The 16,752-nt window shown below is 29.0% G+C and carries 15 protein-coding genes; 13 read left to right on the top strand and 2 right to left on the bottom strand.

Annotated features, from left to right (window positions below; all coding sequences use genetic code 11):
* The first annotated feature begins 22 nt into the window (after positions 1–22).
* Positions 23–1,981 carry an ATP-dependent zinc metalloprotease FtsH gene (gene ftsH, locus F594_RS0105435; protein ID WP_019034827.1) on the top strand — a complete coding sequence of 653 codons (1,959 nt, stop codon included), beginning with the start codon at positions 23–25 and terminating at the stop codon, positions 1,979–1,981.
* A gap of 115 nt (positions 1,982–2,096) precedes the next feature.
* Here the strand turns inward: ftsH and F594_RS0105430 are convergent, their stop codons facing one another.
* On the bottom strand, positions 2,097–2,474 hold the full coding sequence (locus F594_RS0105430; protein WP_019034826.1) for a hypothetical protein: 378 nt from the start codon (positions 2,472–2,474) through the stop codon (positions 2,097–2,099).
* A 222-nt stretch (positions 2,475–2,696) separates the two neighbouring features.
* Positions 2,697–3,122: a Fur family transcriptional regulator gene (locus F594_RS0105425; RefSeq protein ID WP_004825559.1), complete on the bottom strand. Its 426-nt coding sequence runs from the start codon at positions 3,120–3,122 to the stop codon at positions 2,697–2,699.
* A 129-nt stretch (positions 3,123–3,251) separates the two neighbouring features.
* Between F594_RS0105425 and F594_RS0105420 the strand changes: the two genes are divergently transcribed.
* From F594_RS0105420 to ppsA, 12 genes are all read left to right on the top strand, one after another.
* Positions 3,252–4,301, top strand: coding sequence for a metal ABC transporter substrate-binding protein (locus F594_RS0105420; protein WP_019034825.1), 1,050 nt, complete (start codon positions 3,252–3,254; stop codon positions 4,299–4,301).
* A complete protein-coding gene (locus F594_RS0105415) occupies positions 4,298–4,957 on the top strand; it encodes a metal ABC transporter ATP-binding protein (protein ID WP_019034824.1) in 660 nt (219 codons plus the stop codon). Before F594_RS0105420 ends, F594_RS0105415 begins: the two co-directional genes overlap by 4 nt.
* Positions 4,957–5,751, top strand: coding sequence for a metal ABC transporter permease (locus F594_RS0105410; protein ID WP_009345606.1), 795 nt, complete (start codon positions 4,957–4,959; stop codon positions 5,749–5,751). The genes F594_RS0105415 and F594_RS0105410 overlap by 1 nt, the downstream gene beginning before the upstream one ends.
* A 146-nt stretch (positions 5,752–5,897) precedes the next feature.
* Positions 5,898–6,374 carry a Cys-tRNA(Pro) deacylase gene (gene ybaK, locus F594_RS0105405; RefSeq protein ID WP_004825454.1) on the top strand — a complete coding sequence of 159 codons (477 nt, stop codon included), beginning with the start codon at positions 5,898–5,900 and terminating at the stop codon, positions 6,372–6,374.
* The gene (locus tag F594_RS0105400) at positions 6,371–8,056 is read left to right on the top strand and encodes a phospho-sugar mutase (RefSeq protein ID WP_019034823.1); all 1,686 of its coding nucleotides are present in this window, start codon (positions 6,371–6,373) and stop codon (positions 8,054–8,056) included. Before ybaK ends, F594_RS0105400 begins: the two co-directional genes overlap by 4 nt.
* A 10-nt stretch (positions 8,057–8,066) precedes the next feature.
* The gene (locus F594_RS0105395; protein ID WP_004825424.1) at positions 8,067–8,969 is read left to right on the top strand and encodes a PfkB family carbohydrate kinase; all 903 of its coding nucleotides are present in this window, start codon (positions 8,067–8,069) and stop codon (positions 8,967–8,969) included.
* 8 nt (positions 8,970–8,977) lie between these two features.
* Entirely contained in the window at positions 8,978–9,529 is a 552-nt protein-coding gene (locus tag F594_RS0105390; RefSeq protein WP_019034822.1) for a hydrolase, read from the top strand.
* A 221-nt stretch (positions 9,530–9,750) separates the two neighbouring features.
* Entirely contained in the window at positions 9,751–10,788 is a 1,038-nt protein-coding gene (locus F594_RS0105385) for a metallophosphoesterase family protein (protein ID WP_019034821.1), read from the top strand.
* Entirely contained in the window at positions 10,775–13,036 is a 2,262-nt protein-coding gene (locus F594_RS0105380; protein ID WP_019034820.1) for an ATP-binding protein, read from the top strand. The genes F594_RS0105385 and F594_RS0105380 overlap by 14 nt, the downstream gene beginning before the upstream one ends.
* Before the next feature lie 2 nt (positions 13,037–13,038).
* Positions 13,039–13,731, top strand: a complete 693-nt coding sequence (locus tag F594_RS0105375; RefSeq protein ID WP_019034819.1) for a metallophosphoesterase — start codon at positions 13,039–13,041, stop codon at positions 13,729–13,731.
* Positions 13,716–14,249, top strand: coding sequence for a class IV adenylate cyclase (locus tag F594_RS0105370; RefSeq protein WP_019034818.1), 534 nt, complete (start codon positions 13,716–13,718; stop codon positions 14,247–14,249). Before F594_RS0105375 ends, F594_RS0105370 begins: the two co-directional genes overlap by 16 nt.
* Before the next feature lie 108 nt (positions 14,250–14,357).
* Complete coding sequence (gene ppsA / locus F594_RS0105365; protein WP_019034817.1) at positions 14,358–16,727, top strand: phosphoenolpyruvate synthase; 2,370 nt, start codon at positions 14,358–14,360, stop codon at positions 16,725–16,727.
* Positions 16,728–16,752 lie beyond the last annotated feature (25 nt).

The following is a 16,752-nucleotide window of genomic DNA, read 5'->3' as shown; positions in this document are numbered from 1 at the left end:
TAATTGTAAGAAAGAGAGGAGCATGAATTTGTCTTCTAAAGATAATAATAAATTCAATAACAAGAAAAAGAATAAAGACCCCAATGCATTATATTATATATTGGCAATCTTCTTAGTTTTTACTATTTCATACTTTACCATTCCCAAAATCAATAGAGGGATGGATATAAAACAATCAGACTATGTTAGTTTTGTAAATATGGTCAATGAGGGAAAAGTAAAGACGGTAGAAGTTAGAGATAAAACTATTGCTTTTGAAGTAGTAAAAAAAGATGGAAAGACTGAAAAATATGAAACTAGCGTATTTTTTGACCCATCACTTGTTGATAGATTAATAGCACACAACGTAAAAAGTTCGCAAATTTATCCTAAAGAAATAAATCCCATAATGCAACTTTTATTGTCATTATTATCAACCCTATTTTTTATTGGATTACTTTGGTTTATTTTTTCAAAATTTATTTTCAAAAAAATGGGAGATGTAGGCGGAATTGGACCGATGAATTTTGGCAAAAGTGGGGCAAAAATTTATGTAGAGTCAACGCAAGGAATAAAATTTTCTAATGTTGCTGGTCAAGAAGAAGCTAAGGAAGCCTTAAGGGAAATAGTTGATTTTCTTCACAAGCCAAAAAAATATACAGAAATTGGTGCAAAACTTCCCAAAGGAGCATTACTTGTAGGGCCTCCAGGAACAGGAAAGACACTTCTTGCAAAAGCAGTTGCATCTGAAGCAGAAGTTCCATTTTTTTCAATTTCAGGTTCTGAATTTGTGGAGATGTTTGTTGGTTTAGGAGCAGCAAAAGTTAGAGATTTATTTAAACAAGCTGAAGAAAAAGCACCCTGTATAATTTTTATAGATGAAATTGATACAATAGGTAAGAAGAGAGATGGAGCTGGTTTTTCTGGGAATGATGAAAGAGAACAAACTTTAAATCAACTTTTATCTGAAATGGATGGCTTTGATGCCAAAAAAGGTGTAGTAATACTTGCGGCTACAAATAGGCCTGATTCTCTTGATCCTGCTCTTTTAAGACCAGGAAGATTTGACAGAAGAATACCTGTAGAACTTCCAGACTTAGCAGGAAGAATTGCCATATTAAAAGTGCACGCAGAAAAAATTAAAAAAGACGAAGATATAGATTATGGTCAAGTTGGACGTTCCACAGCAGGAGCAAGTGGAGCTGATCTTGCAAATATGGTAAATGAAGCTGCCCTTAGAGCCGTAAGAGAAGGCAGAGATAAGATGAGCCAAAGAGATTTGGAAGAATCAGTGGAAGTTGTTCTAGCTGGTTATGAAAGAAAAAATACCATGATTTCTGCCAGCGAAAAAAGAATTATAGCTTATCATGAAGTTGGACACGCACTTGTTGCTGCAAAGCAAAAGAAAAGTGCTCCTGTTCATAAAATAACAATAATTCCTAGAACATCAGGAGCCTTAGGTTACACAATGCAGGTAGATGAAGAAGAAAAAGTTCTACTTTCAAAAGAAGAAGCTTTTAATAAAATTGTAACTTTAACAGGTGGACGTAGCGCTGAAGAAATAATTTTCAAAACACAAACTTCAGGAGCCTCAAATGATATAGAACAAGCAACAAAAATTGCAAAAGCTATGATAACAAGATATGGAATGGATGATGACTTTGGTTTTGTAGCTTTGGAAGAAATAAATAATCCATATTTAGGAGCAGATGCATCCTTAAGCTGTTCACAACAAACTCAATACGAAATAGATAAGGCTGTAAATAAATTAATTGAAGAAGCCCATGCTAAGGCTAGAAAAATTCTTCAAGATAATATAAAGGCTTTATCAGCGATAGCAGAATTTTTGTTGAGAAAAGAAACTATAACAGGTGAAGAATTTATGTCAATCCTAAAAGATTATTCACCTGATGAATTTGAAGACAAAAAAGAAAGTGAAGAAATTCATTCAAGTGATGAAAATTCAGCTGAAGAAAAAAAGGAAGATGCTGATATAAATTAAACATTAAAAGTAAATTTATAAATTCTAATTTAAAATATTTTAAAAAGAAGGGCTTACGCTCTTCTTTTTTGTGTATATATATATTTTTTTGTCTGGTCTAAAAATTTTTATTAAATTAGTCAAGCAAAATGCCCCTTAAAAAACCATGAAGGAGGTGGTCGCCATTTTCATCATAGACATCTGATATTATGTCAATGAAATTTTTGCCACCCTTATTGATAAGGCTATCAACAACATTCACGCACTTCAATTTTCTTCCTGTGTAGGCTTTTTTCAAGAAATCAAACTCCATTTTGTACATTAAAATATCATAGTCACCACCAATTTTATTAGTAAGACTTGCAGTCAGAAGTCCCTGCAAAAGATATTCGCCCTTGTCATTAGGAATTTCGTGATGCTTGCCCCAAAAGTTTGCAATTGTTGCATAGTCTTTTAAATCTTTTTCAGTAAAAACTCTTTCGTAAACAACTTCATCATCCTTATTTAGTCTCACAAAATCACCTCACCATAAATATACCCAATAAAAAATTTTGAAATGTATAAAGCCAAAAATAGATTTTGATGTGAAAAAATTTTATTATAAAGATTATATAATTAAAAAACTAAAATTGCAGAAAATTTTTAAGAGGATTTGAAATATAATATATAGGCTAATTAAAAAATACCAAATATAAAAATTTGGCATTTTTTGTAAATAATAAAAATATATCAGCTATTAAATTTTATTGGTATCTTTTTGACATTTGGGGCAGATGCCTTGAAGCTCTACAGTGTGTCCTTCTACTGTGAATCCTGTTTCCTCTGAAACTTCTTTTTCAAATGTTTCCATTGGGCAGTGCTTAATTTCTGAAATAGTGCCACAAATTTTACAAACAATAAAATGTTTGTGGTGTGGACTTTTGAACTCATAATAATTAATTCCATCTTGGTGAATTGTCTTATTCAAAAGTCCCGCTTCAAATAACTGATTCAAAATTCTATATAGGGATGTAAAGTTGGGGACAAGTTTTCTATCAACTTTTTGAAATACTTCTTCAACGTTTAAGGGAACTCCTGAATTTTTCAGTATTTCTAATGCGTGAGTTCGCCCTTTTGTTACAATTAATCCATGGTTTTTTAATAACTTTTTATATTCATTCATATGCTCACCTTATCATTTATTTATTATATTATAATATAAAAAAATTATTTTTCAAAACCCTTGTATTTTGAAAAAGATTTGTTATAATAAATGTTGCGAATACGAACTATTCGCAATAAAGGAGGAAAAATGAAAAAAATATTTGTAATATTACTTGCTCTTTTATTTACAGCATGTTCTAAACCAGCCGCAAATAATGAAGCAAAAAATGAAGAAAGTAATGGTAAATTAAATGTTTATGCGTCTGTTTATCCCATATATGATTTTACAAAAAAAATAGGTGGAGATAAAATTAATTTATCTATGTTGACTAAACCTGGAGAAGAACCTCACCATTATGAACCATCAAGCGATGATATTAAAAATTTATCTAAGGCAGATCTTTTTATTTACAATGGGGCAGGCCTTGAATCTTTTACTGATAAAATTATAGAATCTAATCCTGATTTAAAAACTTGCCAAGCAAGCGAAGGTGTTGATTTAATTAAAGCTACTCATGACCACGACCATGACCATGACTGTTGTCAAAATAGTGATGATGCAGACCATAACCACAATCATGAAAATGAAAATAACCACAATCATGAAAATGAAAATAATCACAATCATGAAGCTAAGGAAAATCATTCATCTCATGAAGAAGAACATCATCACGGTATTTATGATCCTCATACTTGGCTTTCAATTAAGAATGCAAAAATTGAAATGGAAAATATTAAGAATAAATTATCTGAAATTGACCCAGATAATGCGTCTTATTATCAAAAAAACTTTGATAAATATGCAAAAATGTGTGATGATCTAGATAAAGAATACAGCCAAAAAATATCAGTTTTACCTAATAGAGTTATGGTAGTTTCTCACCAAGCTTTTGGTTATTTATGTGGGGATTATGGCTTAAGTCAAGTTCCTATAAAAAATATTTCTAACGAAGATGAACCAGATGCACAAACTATGGCACAAATAATTGACTATATCAAGAAAAATAATATAAAATATATTTGTGTTGAAGAAATGACTTCAACAAAAATCGCCGATACAATTAAAGCCGAAACAGGTGCACAAATAAAAGTTCTTTCTCCTGTGGAAACTTTGACTCAAGAACAAATGGATAAGGGCGAAGATTATTTTTCAATTATGGAAAATAATTTAAAAATCTTAGAAGAGGTTTTAAGTTGACAGATAAGATTTTGCAAATCAAAAATCTATATTTTAAATATCAAAGTGAAAATATTTTAGAAAATATTAATTTAGAAATTAAAAAGGGGGATTTTGCGCTTTTAATTGGTGACAATGGGGCAGGCAAGTCCACCCTTTTAAAGGTTATTTTAAATGAAATAAAGGCTTATAGGGGAGAAATTATTTTTCCCCTTTTAAATAACTCTTATCAGATAGGATATGTTCCTCAACTTATTGTTGGTAATAATTTGAATTTTCCAATTACAGTTTTTGAGCTCGTATCCTTATCTTTATATCATAAAGTTAAAGGCTTTAAGAAATTAAGTGAAAAAGACAAAAAATCTGTAAGAAATGCCCTAGAAATTGTCGGAATGAGCGATTATGAAAACAATTTATATAAAGAACTTTCAGGTGGGCAAAGGCAGAGAGTTCTAATTGCTAAAGCTATAGTAAATTCTCCATCTTTTTTAATATTAGATGAACCTACTGCTGGCATTGACTATAAATCTAAATTAGCACTTTTTGATCTTTTAGAGCATTTTAATAATTTTCATAATATAAGTATTTTAATGGTAACTCATGAACTTTCAGAAGTTAAACATTTGGCAAATAGAATTTATTTGATTAAAGATAAGAAGATTGAAGAGGTGAAATAGTGGAAATTTTTCATTATTCATATATGATTAAGGCACTAATTGTTGGTTTTATAATCTCCATAGTTATACCGTTGATGGGAATTGTATTAGTAAATAAAAAAATTTCAGTTATAGGAGATGCCTTATCCCATGTTTCTTTAGCTGGGGTAATGATTGGTATATTAGCAGGAACTCAGCCTATTATTGGAGCTATGATAACTTGCATAATAGCAACTTTTTTCATGGAATTTATTAGAAAAAATTTCCCAGGATATGGAGAAATTTCTACTGCAATTGTCATGTCCCTTGGAGTTGGCCTTGCATCTTTAATTTCAGGCTTTATAAATACAGCAGCTAATTTTGAATCTTTTCTTTTCGGTTCAATAATTACAATTTCAAGTTTTGAGTTTTATATGATTATTGGTTCTTCATTAGTTGTATTTTTGATTTTTTCTTATCTGTATAAAGATTTAATGTATATTTCTTTTGATGAAACCTCTGCAAGGCTAAGTGGAGTTAAGGTTGAGAGAATAAATAGAATTTTTATGTTCTTAATTGCTCTAACAATTTCTATTTCTTCAAGGACTGTTGGTGTATTAATAATTTCATCTTTAATGGTTTTGCCAGTCGCATCGGCATTACAGTTTAATTATGGATATTTTAAAACAACTGTATTATCAGCAGTTTTTGGCGTTATTTTTACAATAGGAGGTCTTTTTATTTCCTTTTACTGTGGTTTAAAACCTGGTGGTTCTATTGTTATCTTAGGTGTAATAATTTTAATAATTGTTATTTTGCTCAAAAGGAAACATTAATTAAACAAGTTAAATATGTTAAAATATAGGTATAGATTTATTAAGAAAAATCTATACTATTTTTATTGTATAAAATTTAGAAACTAACATATTACAGAAAAAATACTGCAATAAGTTAGACTTAATATAAATATTGCGAGGTAGTTATGAAAAAAACAAATGTAGCTAGAATATTAGATTCTAATAAATTAACTTATGATTTAATTGAATATAATACTGATGGTGGCATTAGTGGGCTTGATGTTGCTAAAAAAACGGGGGAAGATGCCAGATGTGTCTTTAAAACCTTAGTTACTGTGTCTAAAGATAAAAATTATTATGTTTTTGTTGTTCCTTCTATAAGCGAATTAGATTTAAAAAAAGCAGCTAAGGCAAGTGGAGAAAAAAAGATTGAAATGATTCATCAAAAAGAGCTTTTACCTCTTACAGGATATATTCATGGGGGCTGTTCACCCATAGGAATGAAAAAAGAATTTCCAACATTTATAGATTCATCAGCAAAAGATTTGGATTACTTTTTTGTGAGCGGTGGAAAAGTTGGATTGCAAGTTAAGATTAATCCAAAAGATGTTGCAAATTTAATAGGAGCTAAATTTTTTGATATTTGCAAGGAGGACTTATGAATTATTTAGATGAGTATAATAGATGGCTAAACTCTTCTTTTACTGATGATAAAACTAAAGAAGAACTAAGAGCTATAAAAGATGAAGAAGAAATCAAAGATAGATTTTATAAAAGTCTTGAATTTGGAACGGCTGGTTTGAGAGGAATTATTGGTGCAGGAACCAACAGAATGAATATTTATACTGTTTCAAAAACAGCTTTTGCAATAGGTCAAGTTATACTTAAGAAAAATTTAAAGGAAAAAGGGATTGTAATAGCAAGAGATGTGCGTCACAAATCTGAAGAATTTGAAAGAATCTCTGCTGAAATTTTTGCAAATCTTGGTATTAAGACATATGTATTTGATAGTATAAGACCAACACCTATGCTTGCCTATGCAGTAAGATACTTAAAAACTGCTGCAGGAGTTATGGTAACTGCTTCTCATAATCCAAAAGTTTATAATGGATACAAAGTTTATGGGCCAAAGGGTTCTCAAATCTTAACAGATGAGGCAGATGAAATTTTACAAGAAATAGAAAAAATTGATTACACTGATATCGAAAGGCTTGACTATAATGAAGCTTTAAAAAAAGGTCTTATCTGTCAAGTTGATAAAGAATTTGATGAGAGCTATTACAAAAAAGTCCTTGATCTAAAAATTTATGAGGGAGAAGATATTGATAAAGATATAAAAATCATTTATACACCATTAAATGGTTGTGGGAATATACCTGTAAGGCATATTTTAAAAGAGAGAGGATTTAAAAATGTTACTGTGGTCAAGGAGCAAGAAAATCCAGACCCAGATTTTAAAACTGTTTCTTTTCCAAATCCGGAATTTATTGAAGTTTTTGATATAGGGAAAAAATATGCAAATAAAGTTGATGCAGATATTATTATTGCAACAGATCCTGATAGCGACAGGCTAAGAGTTTTGGGCAGAAGGGAAAAAGCTGATTATTATGGATTTTCAGGTAACGAACTTTCATATCTATTAGTTGATTATATATTAAAAGGCTTAAAATCAAAAAATATTCTTCCACAAAATGGGGCAATGGTTAGATCCATAGTTTCATCAGATTTAATTGAAGATATTGGTAAAGCTTACAATATAAAATGTTTTGAATCTCTGACAGGTTTTAAAAATATATGTAATTATGCTAATATTTGGGAAAAAACTGATGAATATAAATTTGTCTTTGGCTATGAAGAATCAATAGGATATGTAGTAACTGATTTTGTTAGAGATAAAGATGGTGTTCAAATTGCAATGTTAGTAGCAGAAATGGCAGCTTTTTATAAGAAAAATAGTATAAGCCTATATGATAAACTGCAAGAAATTTTTAAAGAATATGGATATGTTAGTGAATTTTTAACCTCAATTGTTCTAGAAGGTCAAAAGGGAGCTGAAAGAATAAAAAGGATGATGGATAAATTTAGAAATGAAAATATTTCTGAATTTGGCGGCATCAGATGTAAGGAAAAAATTGATTTTATTAATGGATATAAAGATGTAGGTTCTTCAAATGTTTTAAAATTTATTTTAAATGATAAGTCATGGTTTTCTCTAAGACCATCGGGAACCGAACCTAAGATAAAATTATATATCTATACAAAAGATAAGGATAAAAACATAGGAGATAAAAAAATTAACGATTTGAAAGCAGATATTTTGCAGAAATTAGAAAATATAAAATGAGGTGCATTAAATGATATTATATTGTGATTTCAACCCTAAACTTATTAGAAAATATAAAGTTGATAAAATTAACCAAGGTGAAGAAAATTTAATAGAATCAAATAGATTTTATGCCTCAGGTTATGGCATAGATATGGCAGTTTTTTCAAAAAAATTGTTTCAAGATTCAAAGGTTTTGATGTTAAAAGGTACTGCAATTGGTGAACTCATAGAAAGAGATTTAAGAAATCTATATATTGAAACCGAATCTATAAAATTAAAAGATGATAACATTGAAAAATTAATCTTCCAAGCAGATGATAACAAGACAATATTCACAAGCAAAGCTCCAAGGATTACTATGGAAGATAAGGCTGATATTCAAGAAGAATTTGCAAAGCAAATCAAAGGCAAAAAAGCCGTTGCCATTTCTTTAATTGATCATGAATCTCTTAATGATGATCTATACGAAAGTCTTATAAAAATATGTTATAAGGAAAATGTGCACGTACTTGTGAATCCTTCCAAGCTAGAAGATATTAAAGATTCAAAACCCTATCTATTAATATTAGATAAAAAGGATGCACTTAAAGATGAAAAAGTAAACTACACTGGAGATGTGCCAGCTTTTTCTAAAAAATTAATAGATAAGGGAGTCGGTATAGTTGTAGTAAATTCAAATAGAGCAACTGTTGTTTCAACAAAAGATAAAAATTATAGAGTATATCTTGAAAAAATATCTGATTTTAAAGCTTATAATAAAACTCTAATGTTAGCAGGTTTTGCTGTAGGTTTGGATAGGGATTATAATATCGAAACCACAATAAAACTTGCAATGGCATCTTCAATTTGCGAAAATTATATGAAGTTTTCACAAGTTCAAATGAGTGAAATTAAAAAAATAATGAATGAAGTAAAAGTGGAAGAAATGTAGGGGGAAAAATGAAAAATTTTAAATTAAATAGGGATGATTGCTTATTTTTATTTGTAGATTTACAGGGAAAAATATTAAAGGCAATTCATAACAACGAAAATGTACTAAAAAATTCAGTTATTTTAGCAAAAGTTAGTGAAATTTTAAATATGCCAACAATTTTAACAGCCCAATATCCAAAAGGTCTAGGCTCTAATGAAGAAGTTTTAAAAAAACATTTAAAAGACTCTAAAGAATATGGAAAATTATCATTCGATTGTTACGGTGACAAAGAAATAAAAGAAGCCATAGATTCAGTAGGAAAAAAGCAAATTATAGTTTGTGGAATAGAAAGCCATATTTGTGTTTATCAAACAGTGAGGTCTTTACTTGGTAGAGGATACCAAGTATTTTTACCCATGGATGCTCTTGGTTCAAGAAAAGAAGAAAATCATTTAAATGCTTTAAAAAATTTAGATCAAATGGGAGCAGTAGTTACAAATACAGAAACAATCTTATTTGACCTTGCAGGAATAGCAGGGACAGAAGAATTTAAAACTTTACAAAAGCTAATTTTATAAAAAATTTTAATATACTTTATTAAGCAAATTGATAAAAATTTCTTGTGAACAAAACCCCAAAATCCATAATAAGGATTGAGGGGTTTTCTTTTAATATAATAGTTTTTAAGAAATCTACAACTTATAAAAGTCTTTACTAATTTTTACATATAAATACATGAATTGATAATAATTTTTAAAAAGCAATTATTTACATATGATATAATATTATTGGTGATTATATGAAGATTATACATCTAGCAGATGTGCATTTTAACAAGATATATAAGGGAGATTTACCAATAGATATTGTTGAAAAAATTTCTTTTGACCAATGGGAAAATTTTTCTAAAGTTTGTACTTTTGTCAAGAATGAAAATATAGATATTTTTTTAATAGCTGGTGATTTATTTGAAAGGGAGTATTTTACCTTATCTTCTATGAAAAGACTTTTATCTATTTTAGAGGATATAAAAATTCCTGTTTTTATAGTTTGTGGGAATCATGATTTTTTAGATGCTAATTCCTTGTACAACAATGTAAAAATTCCTGCAAATGTTCATATTTTCTCTAATAAATTTTCTTATTTTGATTTAGATGATTTAAAAACTAGAATTTTTGGGATTTCTTATGATAAGGAATATTTTAATATTTCTTTGCCACAAGCTGACATCAGAAAAGATTATACTAATATTCTTCTAATTCATGGAATAGTAGATGAGGGAAATTTTTTAAAAATTGATAAATCTTATGCCGAAAATTTTGACTATGTTGCCATGGGTCATATTCATAAGGGCGGTAAAGTTTATGATAATACCTATTATAGCGGTTCTCTTGAGCCTTTATCTTTTAAGGAGGATGGGGACCATGGTTTTATTTTTGTTGACTTTTTAAAAAATGAGTTGAAGTTTGTAAAGACTCAGATAAAAGCTTTCAGAACTTTAGATATTAATGTTAGGGAAGATTCATCTGTTTTGGATATTTTTTCTTCTATACAAAATCAACTTAATGACAAGGATTTATTTAGAATAAGATTAGACGGTAATTATGGAGATATTGATTATCTACTAGATTATTTAAAATCATCTCTTGATGGATTTTATATAGAAATAGAAAATAACATTAAGCCAGCAATTGATATTGAAACTATTTCAAGAGAAAACGAGAATAATATTCTTGGACAGTTTATTTCATCCTTTGACTTGGATAATGACTTAGAAAAAGAGGCTATGAAAATTGGCATCAAGTATTTAATGGAGGAATCAGATGCTTTTAGATAAAATTTATTTAGGTGCTTTTGGAAAATTCAAGGGAAAAGAAATTGATTTAAGACAAGGAATAAATATTATTTTTGCAGAAAATGAAGGAGGTAAATCCACAAGCCATGCCTTTATTGATGGAATTTTTTATGGATTTTCAAAAGACAGCTTAAAGGCAAAAAGAACTGATGAATTATACGAAAAATATAAACCTTGGCAAGGTAGTGATTATAAGGGTTATATAGAACTTATAAAAGATGATAAGTACAGAATAAGTAGAGATTTTTCAAATAATAGCATTGAAGTTTTAAATTTAACTAAGGGCACTAATATTTCTAATTTAGCAATTTTTAAAAAATATTCGAGAATAGAAGAGCCGGGGCTTTATTTTTTTAATATGAATAGGCATTTATTTCATTCAACTTTTTATATCAGACAGTTGGAAAGCATAATAGATGAGAAAGCCAGCAAGCTATTGAAAGAAAAAATTTCAAATTTTATCACTTCTAATGATGAGAAAATAAATTATCATTATGCTCTTGAAAAGCTTGAAGAGGATTTAGATTCTTATGGAAAGCCGACCAGAACAAAGACTAAGATTGGTTCAATTAGTAAAAGGCTTGAAGAGATTAATAAAGAAGAATTAGAACTAGATGATAAAAGAATAGAATATTTTAAGGGCTTAGAGATTTTAAAAAAAGAAGAATCAGCTCTTGAAGCTGATAAAAAAAATTTACTTGCTGCTAATATTAGAGATAACAAGGACTTACAAAGACAAATTAAATCTATAGAAGAAAAAATTATAAACGAGAAAGCCAAGGCTGTAAGTATTAATGATTTTCAACAATCTGTAGGGTTAAATAGAGAGATTAAAAAAGATTATTTGCAGATAGACGAGATTTTACATGCTAATTATGAAGTTTTTCAAATAGATGAAGATATGGAAAGGGATTTTGAAGATTTAAAGTCCTATAAGGAGAAAATTTCTGAGCTTAATAGCGTGAATTATTCAAAAGAAATGGAATTTTTATCAGTAGATATCAGAAATTCTGAAAAAAAGAGAAACTTTTATCTATTTATGAGCTTATTTTCCATTTTAATATCCTTTCTTGTAATTTATCTATCCATAAAATTTCACCTATACCCCTTATTTATTTCCATAGTTTTTATTTCTATCTATACCTATTTAAGGTTAGTAAAATTTAGGGTAAATAAGGAACTTGTAGAAAGGCTTAAGGTTAGAATGGAAGCTCTTAAAAATTTATCCATTCAAAAAACTGCTAAGAAGAAAAATTTTGATAGACTTTTCAATCAATTGACTGATAAATACCATAAAAAGGATATTGATGAGCTTTACAATTTTCTAAAAGAAAAAGTCAATGAAAATGACAAGAATAGAGCAATTAACGAGTATAGAAAAGAAAAATCTAAGGATATAATTGAAAAAAGAGATAAGCTTAATAAAGAAATAGAAGATTTAGAAAATAAGTTAAACATTATTTTTGAAAAATATGAAGTCACTTCGCTTAGGGAATTAAAGGATAAATACGAAAACAACAATATTTTTGATCTGGAAAAATCTTTAGCATTAAAAAAAGATCTTTACGAGAAAACAAAAATCGAAAATATAAAGTCTGAAGAAATAACACAAACAGATCTATCTATCAAAGAAATAAATTCTATAATAGATAGCAGAAAATTAAAAATTTCTACACTAAAAGGACAGATTAATTTGTTGGAAACCTCAGTAAATAAACTTAAAGATTTAGAAGAAGAGAAAGATTATTTAATAAAAGAACTCGAAAAGGTTGAATTTAAAAGGGCTTATACTGAGCTTGCCTACCAAAGGCTTAAAGATTTACTCTTAGAAAATAGAAATAAAATGCTTCCGAGATTAAAGAGTAAAATTGAGGAAATTTTAGGACGGATTACAAAAGAAAAATACAAGAAAATAATTATTGATGATAATTACAATATTTCTTTATATGATGATGAAAATGAAAAGTATGTGAGTATAGAAAATTTGAGCAGAGGTACTATAGACCAGCTTTATTTTGCCTTTAGACTTTCATTAATTCAAATATTATTTACAGATAATCTCCCCATAATTTTAGATGACCACTTTGCCAATTATGATGATACAAGATTAGAGATGGCACTTGATTATCTAAGGGATTATAAACAGCTTATAATTTTCACATCTAATAAGAGAGAAATTAATATGTTAAATAAAATGAATGTCGATTATAATTTAATAAATTTGAGGTGAAAATGATATATGCAATAGCAGATCTGCATTTTGATTTTTCAAAAGAAAAGCCCATGGATGTTTTTGGAGATAATTGGAAAGACCACGATAAAAAGATAATTTCTGATTGGAAAGAAAAGGTTAGAGATGATGATTTGGTACTTTTGCCGGGTGATATCTCCTGGGCTTTAAAACTAAAAGATGCAGTTGATGATTTAAATGTAATAGATTCCCTGCCCGGAAAAAAAATAATTTCAAAGGGAAACCATGATTATTGGTGGTCTTCACTAAATAAAATGAATAATTTAGGCTTTAAGACTATAAAATTTTTATATAATAATACTTATGAATATGAAGATATTTCAATTTGCGGTTGTAGAGGTTGGATATCAAAAGATTCTTTAGAATTTACACAAGAGGATGAAAAGATATATAATAGAGAAGTGAACAGATTAAAAATATCATTAGAACAGGCAAAGAATAAAAAAATTATTGCTTTAATTCACTATCCGCCGTTTAACCAAGACCATAGTGCCAGTGATTTTACAAATCTTTTAACTGATTATAATGTTAAGCTTTGTCTTTACGGACATTTGCATGGACAGGGTCATAAGTATCGTTATGAAGGAGAATTAGACAATGTTTCTTATAAATTCATAGCAAGTGATTTTTTAGATTTTAAGCTAGAAAGGATTAGGTCATGGAAAGAGAAATAGAATTAAAAATTTTAAATTTAGATTTAAAAGAATTAGAAAATAAATTGATTAAACTTGGCGCACAATATTTAGGAGAAGAACACCAAGAAAATATTAGAATAAATTCTACAGGTCATAAGATTTATAAAAAAGTAGGATATTTGAGGATTAGAGTTAGCCAAAAAGATGGGAAAAAAATAAATTACCTAACCTTTAAAGAAAATCTTTCAGATATAAACGTAAGAGATAATATCGAGCATACCATAACTTTTGATGATGTTGAGGAACTTAAAAATATCTTTAAATTATTAGGTTATGATAAATTCTACTACGGGAAAAAATATAGGAGAAAATATAAGTATAAAGATTTTAAAATTGATTTAGACACTTGGGATAAAGAAACTTATCCATACCCTTATGCAGAAATAGAAGGTCCTAGCGAAAAAGAAATTTATGAATTTGCAGATTTATTAAATATTCCTAATGAAGATATTTCAACTTTATCCATAGCAGAACTCATAAAAAATTTAAAGAAATAATTTTGCCCTATTTATTAGGGCTTATTTTTTTAAAAATTTTTTAAAAAAATAGTATAACATAATTAATATTTGTGCTATAATATTAATAGTAATAAAAGGAGGATTTAAATGTCTAAGTATAATTATATTAAATGGTTTGACGAAATTTCTAAGGAAAATGTAGGAATTGTTGGAGGAAAGGGAGCAAATTTAGGAGAACTTACTAAATCAAAATTACCAGTTCCACCAGGATTTTGTGTTACAGCCCAAGCTTACTTAAAATTTATTGATTATGCAGGTCTTGACGAAGTTGTAAGACTTTTGATGGAATCTCTTGACGTTGAAGATACTGACAAATTAACTTATGTATCAAAAGAAATACAAAAGAAAATAAAAGAAGGAGAATTTTATCCAGAATTAAAAAAAGAAATTATTTCTGCATATGAAGAATTCTCAAAAAAATTAAACGTTAAGGATCCTGAAGTTGCAGTTAGATCTTCAGCAACAGCAGAAGATTTACCAGATGCATCTTTTGCAGGTCAACAAGATACTTACCTTCACATTTCAGGTGAGGAAGAGTTATTGAAACATATCAGAGATTGCTTTGCATCTTTATGGACTTCAAGAGCAATCTATTATAGGGAAAAACAAAATTATAACCATTTCAATGTTGCATTAAGTGTTGTTGTTCAAAAAATGGTTAATTCAGAAAAATCAGGTGTTATGTTCACAGCAAACCCAGTTACAAGCGATACAAATCAAATGATGATTAATGCAAGCTATGGTTTAGGTGAAGCTGTAGTTTCAGGAACTGTTACTCCTGATGAATATGTTATAGACAAAAAATCCGGAAAAATTTTAGAAAAAAATATTGCAGCAAAAGAATCTATGGTAGTTAAAAAATCTCATGGAGTAGGAACTGAAGTTGTTAAAGTTTCAGACTATTTAGGAAAAGATGCTGTAAATAAAGAATGTTTAAACGAAAAAGAATTAGAAAAACTTGTAGAAATGGGCAAGAAAGTAGAAGCTCATTACGGTTCAGTTCAAGATACAGAATGGGGATTTGATAAAGATACAAAAGAATTTTATTTCTTACAATCAAGACCTATAACAACTTTAAAAGAAAATAATGAAAATAGAGAGGAAAATGAAGAAATGGAAGAAGAAAAATTAGTAACTTTAGTTAAGGGACTTGCTGCAAGCCCAGGAATAGGACGTGGAAAAGTTAAACTAATTAAAGACGTTTCAGAAATTAACCTTGTAGAAGATGGAGATATATTAGTTACAGGTATGACAAATCCTGATATGGTTCCAGCGATGAGAAAAGCAGCTGGTGTTGTAACTGATGAAGGTGGAAGAACTTGTCACGCTGCAATAGTTTCAAGAGAACTTCAAATTCCATGTATAGTAGGCTCAAAAGAAGCAACAAAGGTTTTGAAAAATGGAGATACAGTTACTGTAGATGCTACTAGAGGAATTGTATATCAAGGAAATGTTCTTAAAGAATCAAAAAAAGAAGAAAATTCCGGTAAGAATGGTGCAAGCATTGGTAACATTGACGAATTAAGAAACATATTTGCTCCTGTTACTGCTACAAAAATTTATATGAATCTTGGAGAACCGAGTTTAATTGATAGATATAAAGATTTACCACTAGACGGTATAGGTCTTATGAGAACTGAATTTATTTTTACAAATGCAATAGGAGCTCACCCAATGTATCTTGCAAAGACAGGACAAGGGGACTTTATGATAGAAAAACTTGCAGAAGGAATTGCAAAAGTAGCTCAAGCCCTTTATCCAAAAAATGTAGTCGTTAGAATGAGTGACTTCAGAACTAATGAATTTAGAGGTCTAAAAGGTGGAGACGAAGTAGAACCAATTGAACAAAATCCTATGATCGGTTGGAGAGGCGTATCAAGGTATATTTCTCCTGATTATGAAGAAGGTTTCAGACTAGAATGTAGAGCTATGAAAAAAGTTCGTGAAGAATATGGACTAACAAATGTAATCGCAATGCTACCTTTTGTTAGAACACCTGAAGAACTTGTAGTTGTAAAAGATATTATGGCTGATGAAGGCTTAAAACAATCTAAAAACTTCAAGATTTGGATTATGGCAGAAGTTCCATCAGTAGTAATGCAAGCAAGAGAATTTGCAAGATTAGTTGACGGATTCTCAATCGGTTCAAATGACTTAACTCAATTAACCATGGGAGCAGATAGAGATAGTGGAGTTTTAAATAATATGGGTTATTTTGATGAAAGAAACGAAGCAGTAAAAAGAGCCCTTAAAATTTTAATTGAAGCTGCAAATGCAGAAGGAATAACTTGCTCAATATGTGGACAAGGACCTAGCCAATATCCTGAACTTTGTGAATTTTTAGTAGAATGCGGAATAACATCAATATCTGTAAATCCTGATACAGTTGAATATACAAGAAGACTTGTAGCTAGTGTTGAACAAAAAATAATACTTAAGAAATTAAGAAATCTTTAAAAAACAAGACCGCAGTTACAATTTG

Source organism: Peptoniphilus lacrimalis DSM 7455 (assembly GCF_000378725.1).
Classification (GTDB): domain Bacteria; phylum Bacillota; class Clostridia; order Tissierellales; family Peptoniphilaceae; genus Peptoniphilus_A; species Peptoniphilus_A lacrimalis.
Note: the sequence above shows the minus strand (reverse complement) of the source record. Positions and strands in the feature narration are given on the sequence as shown.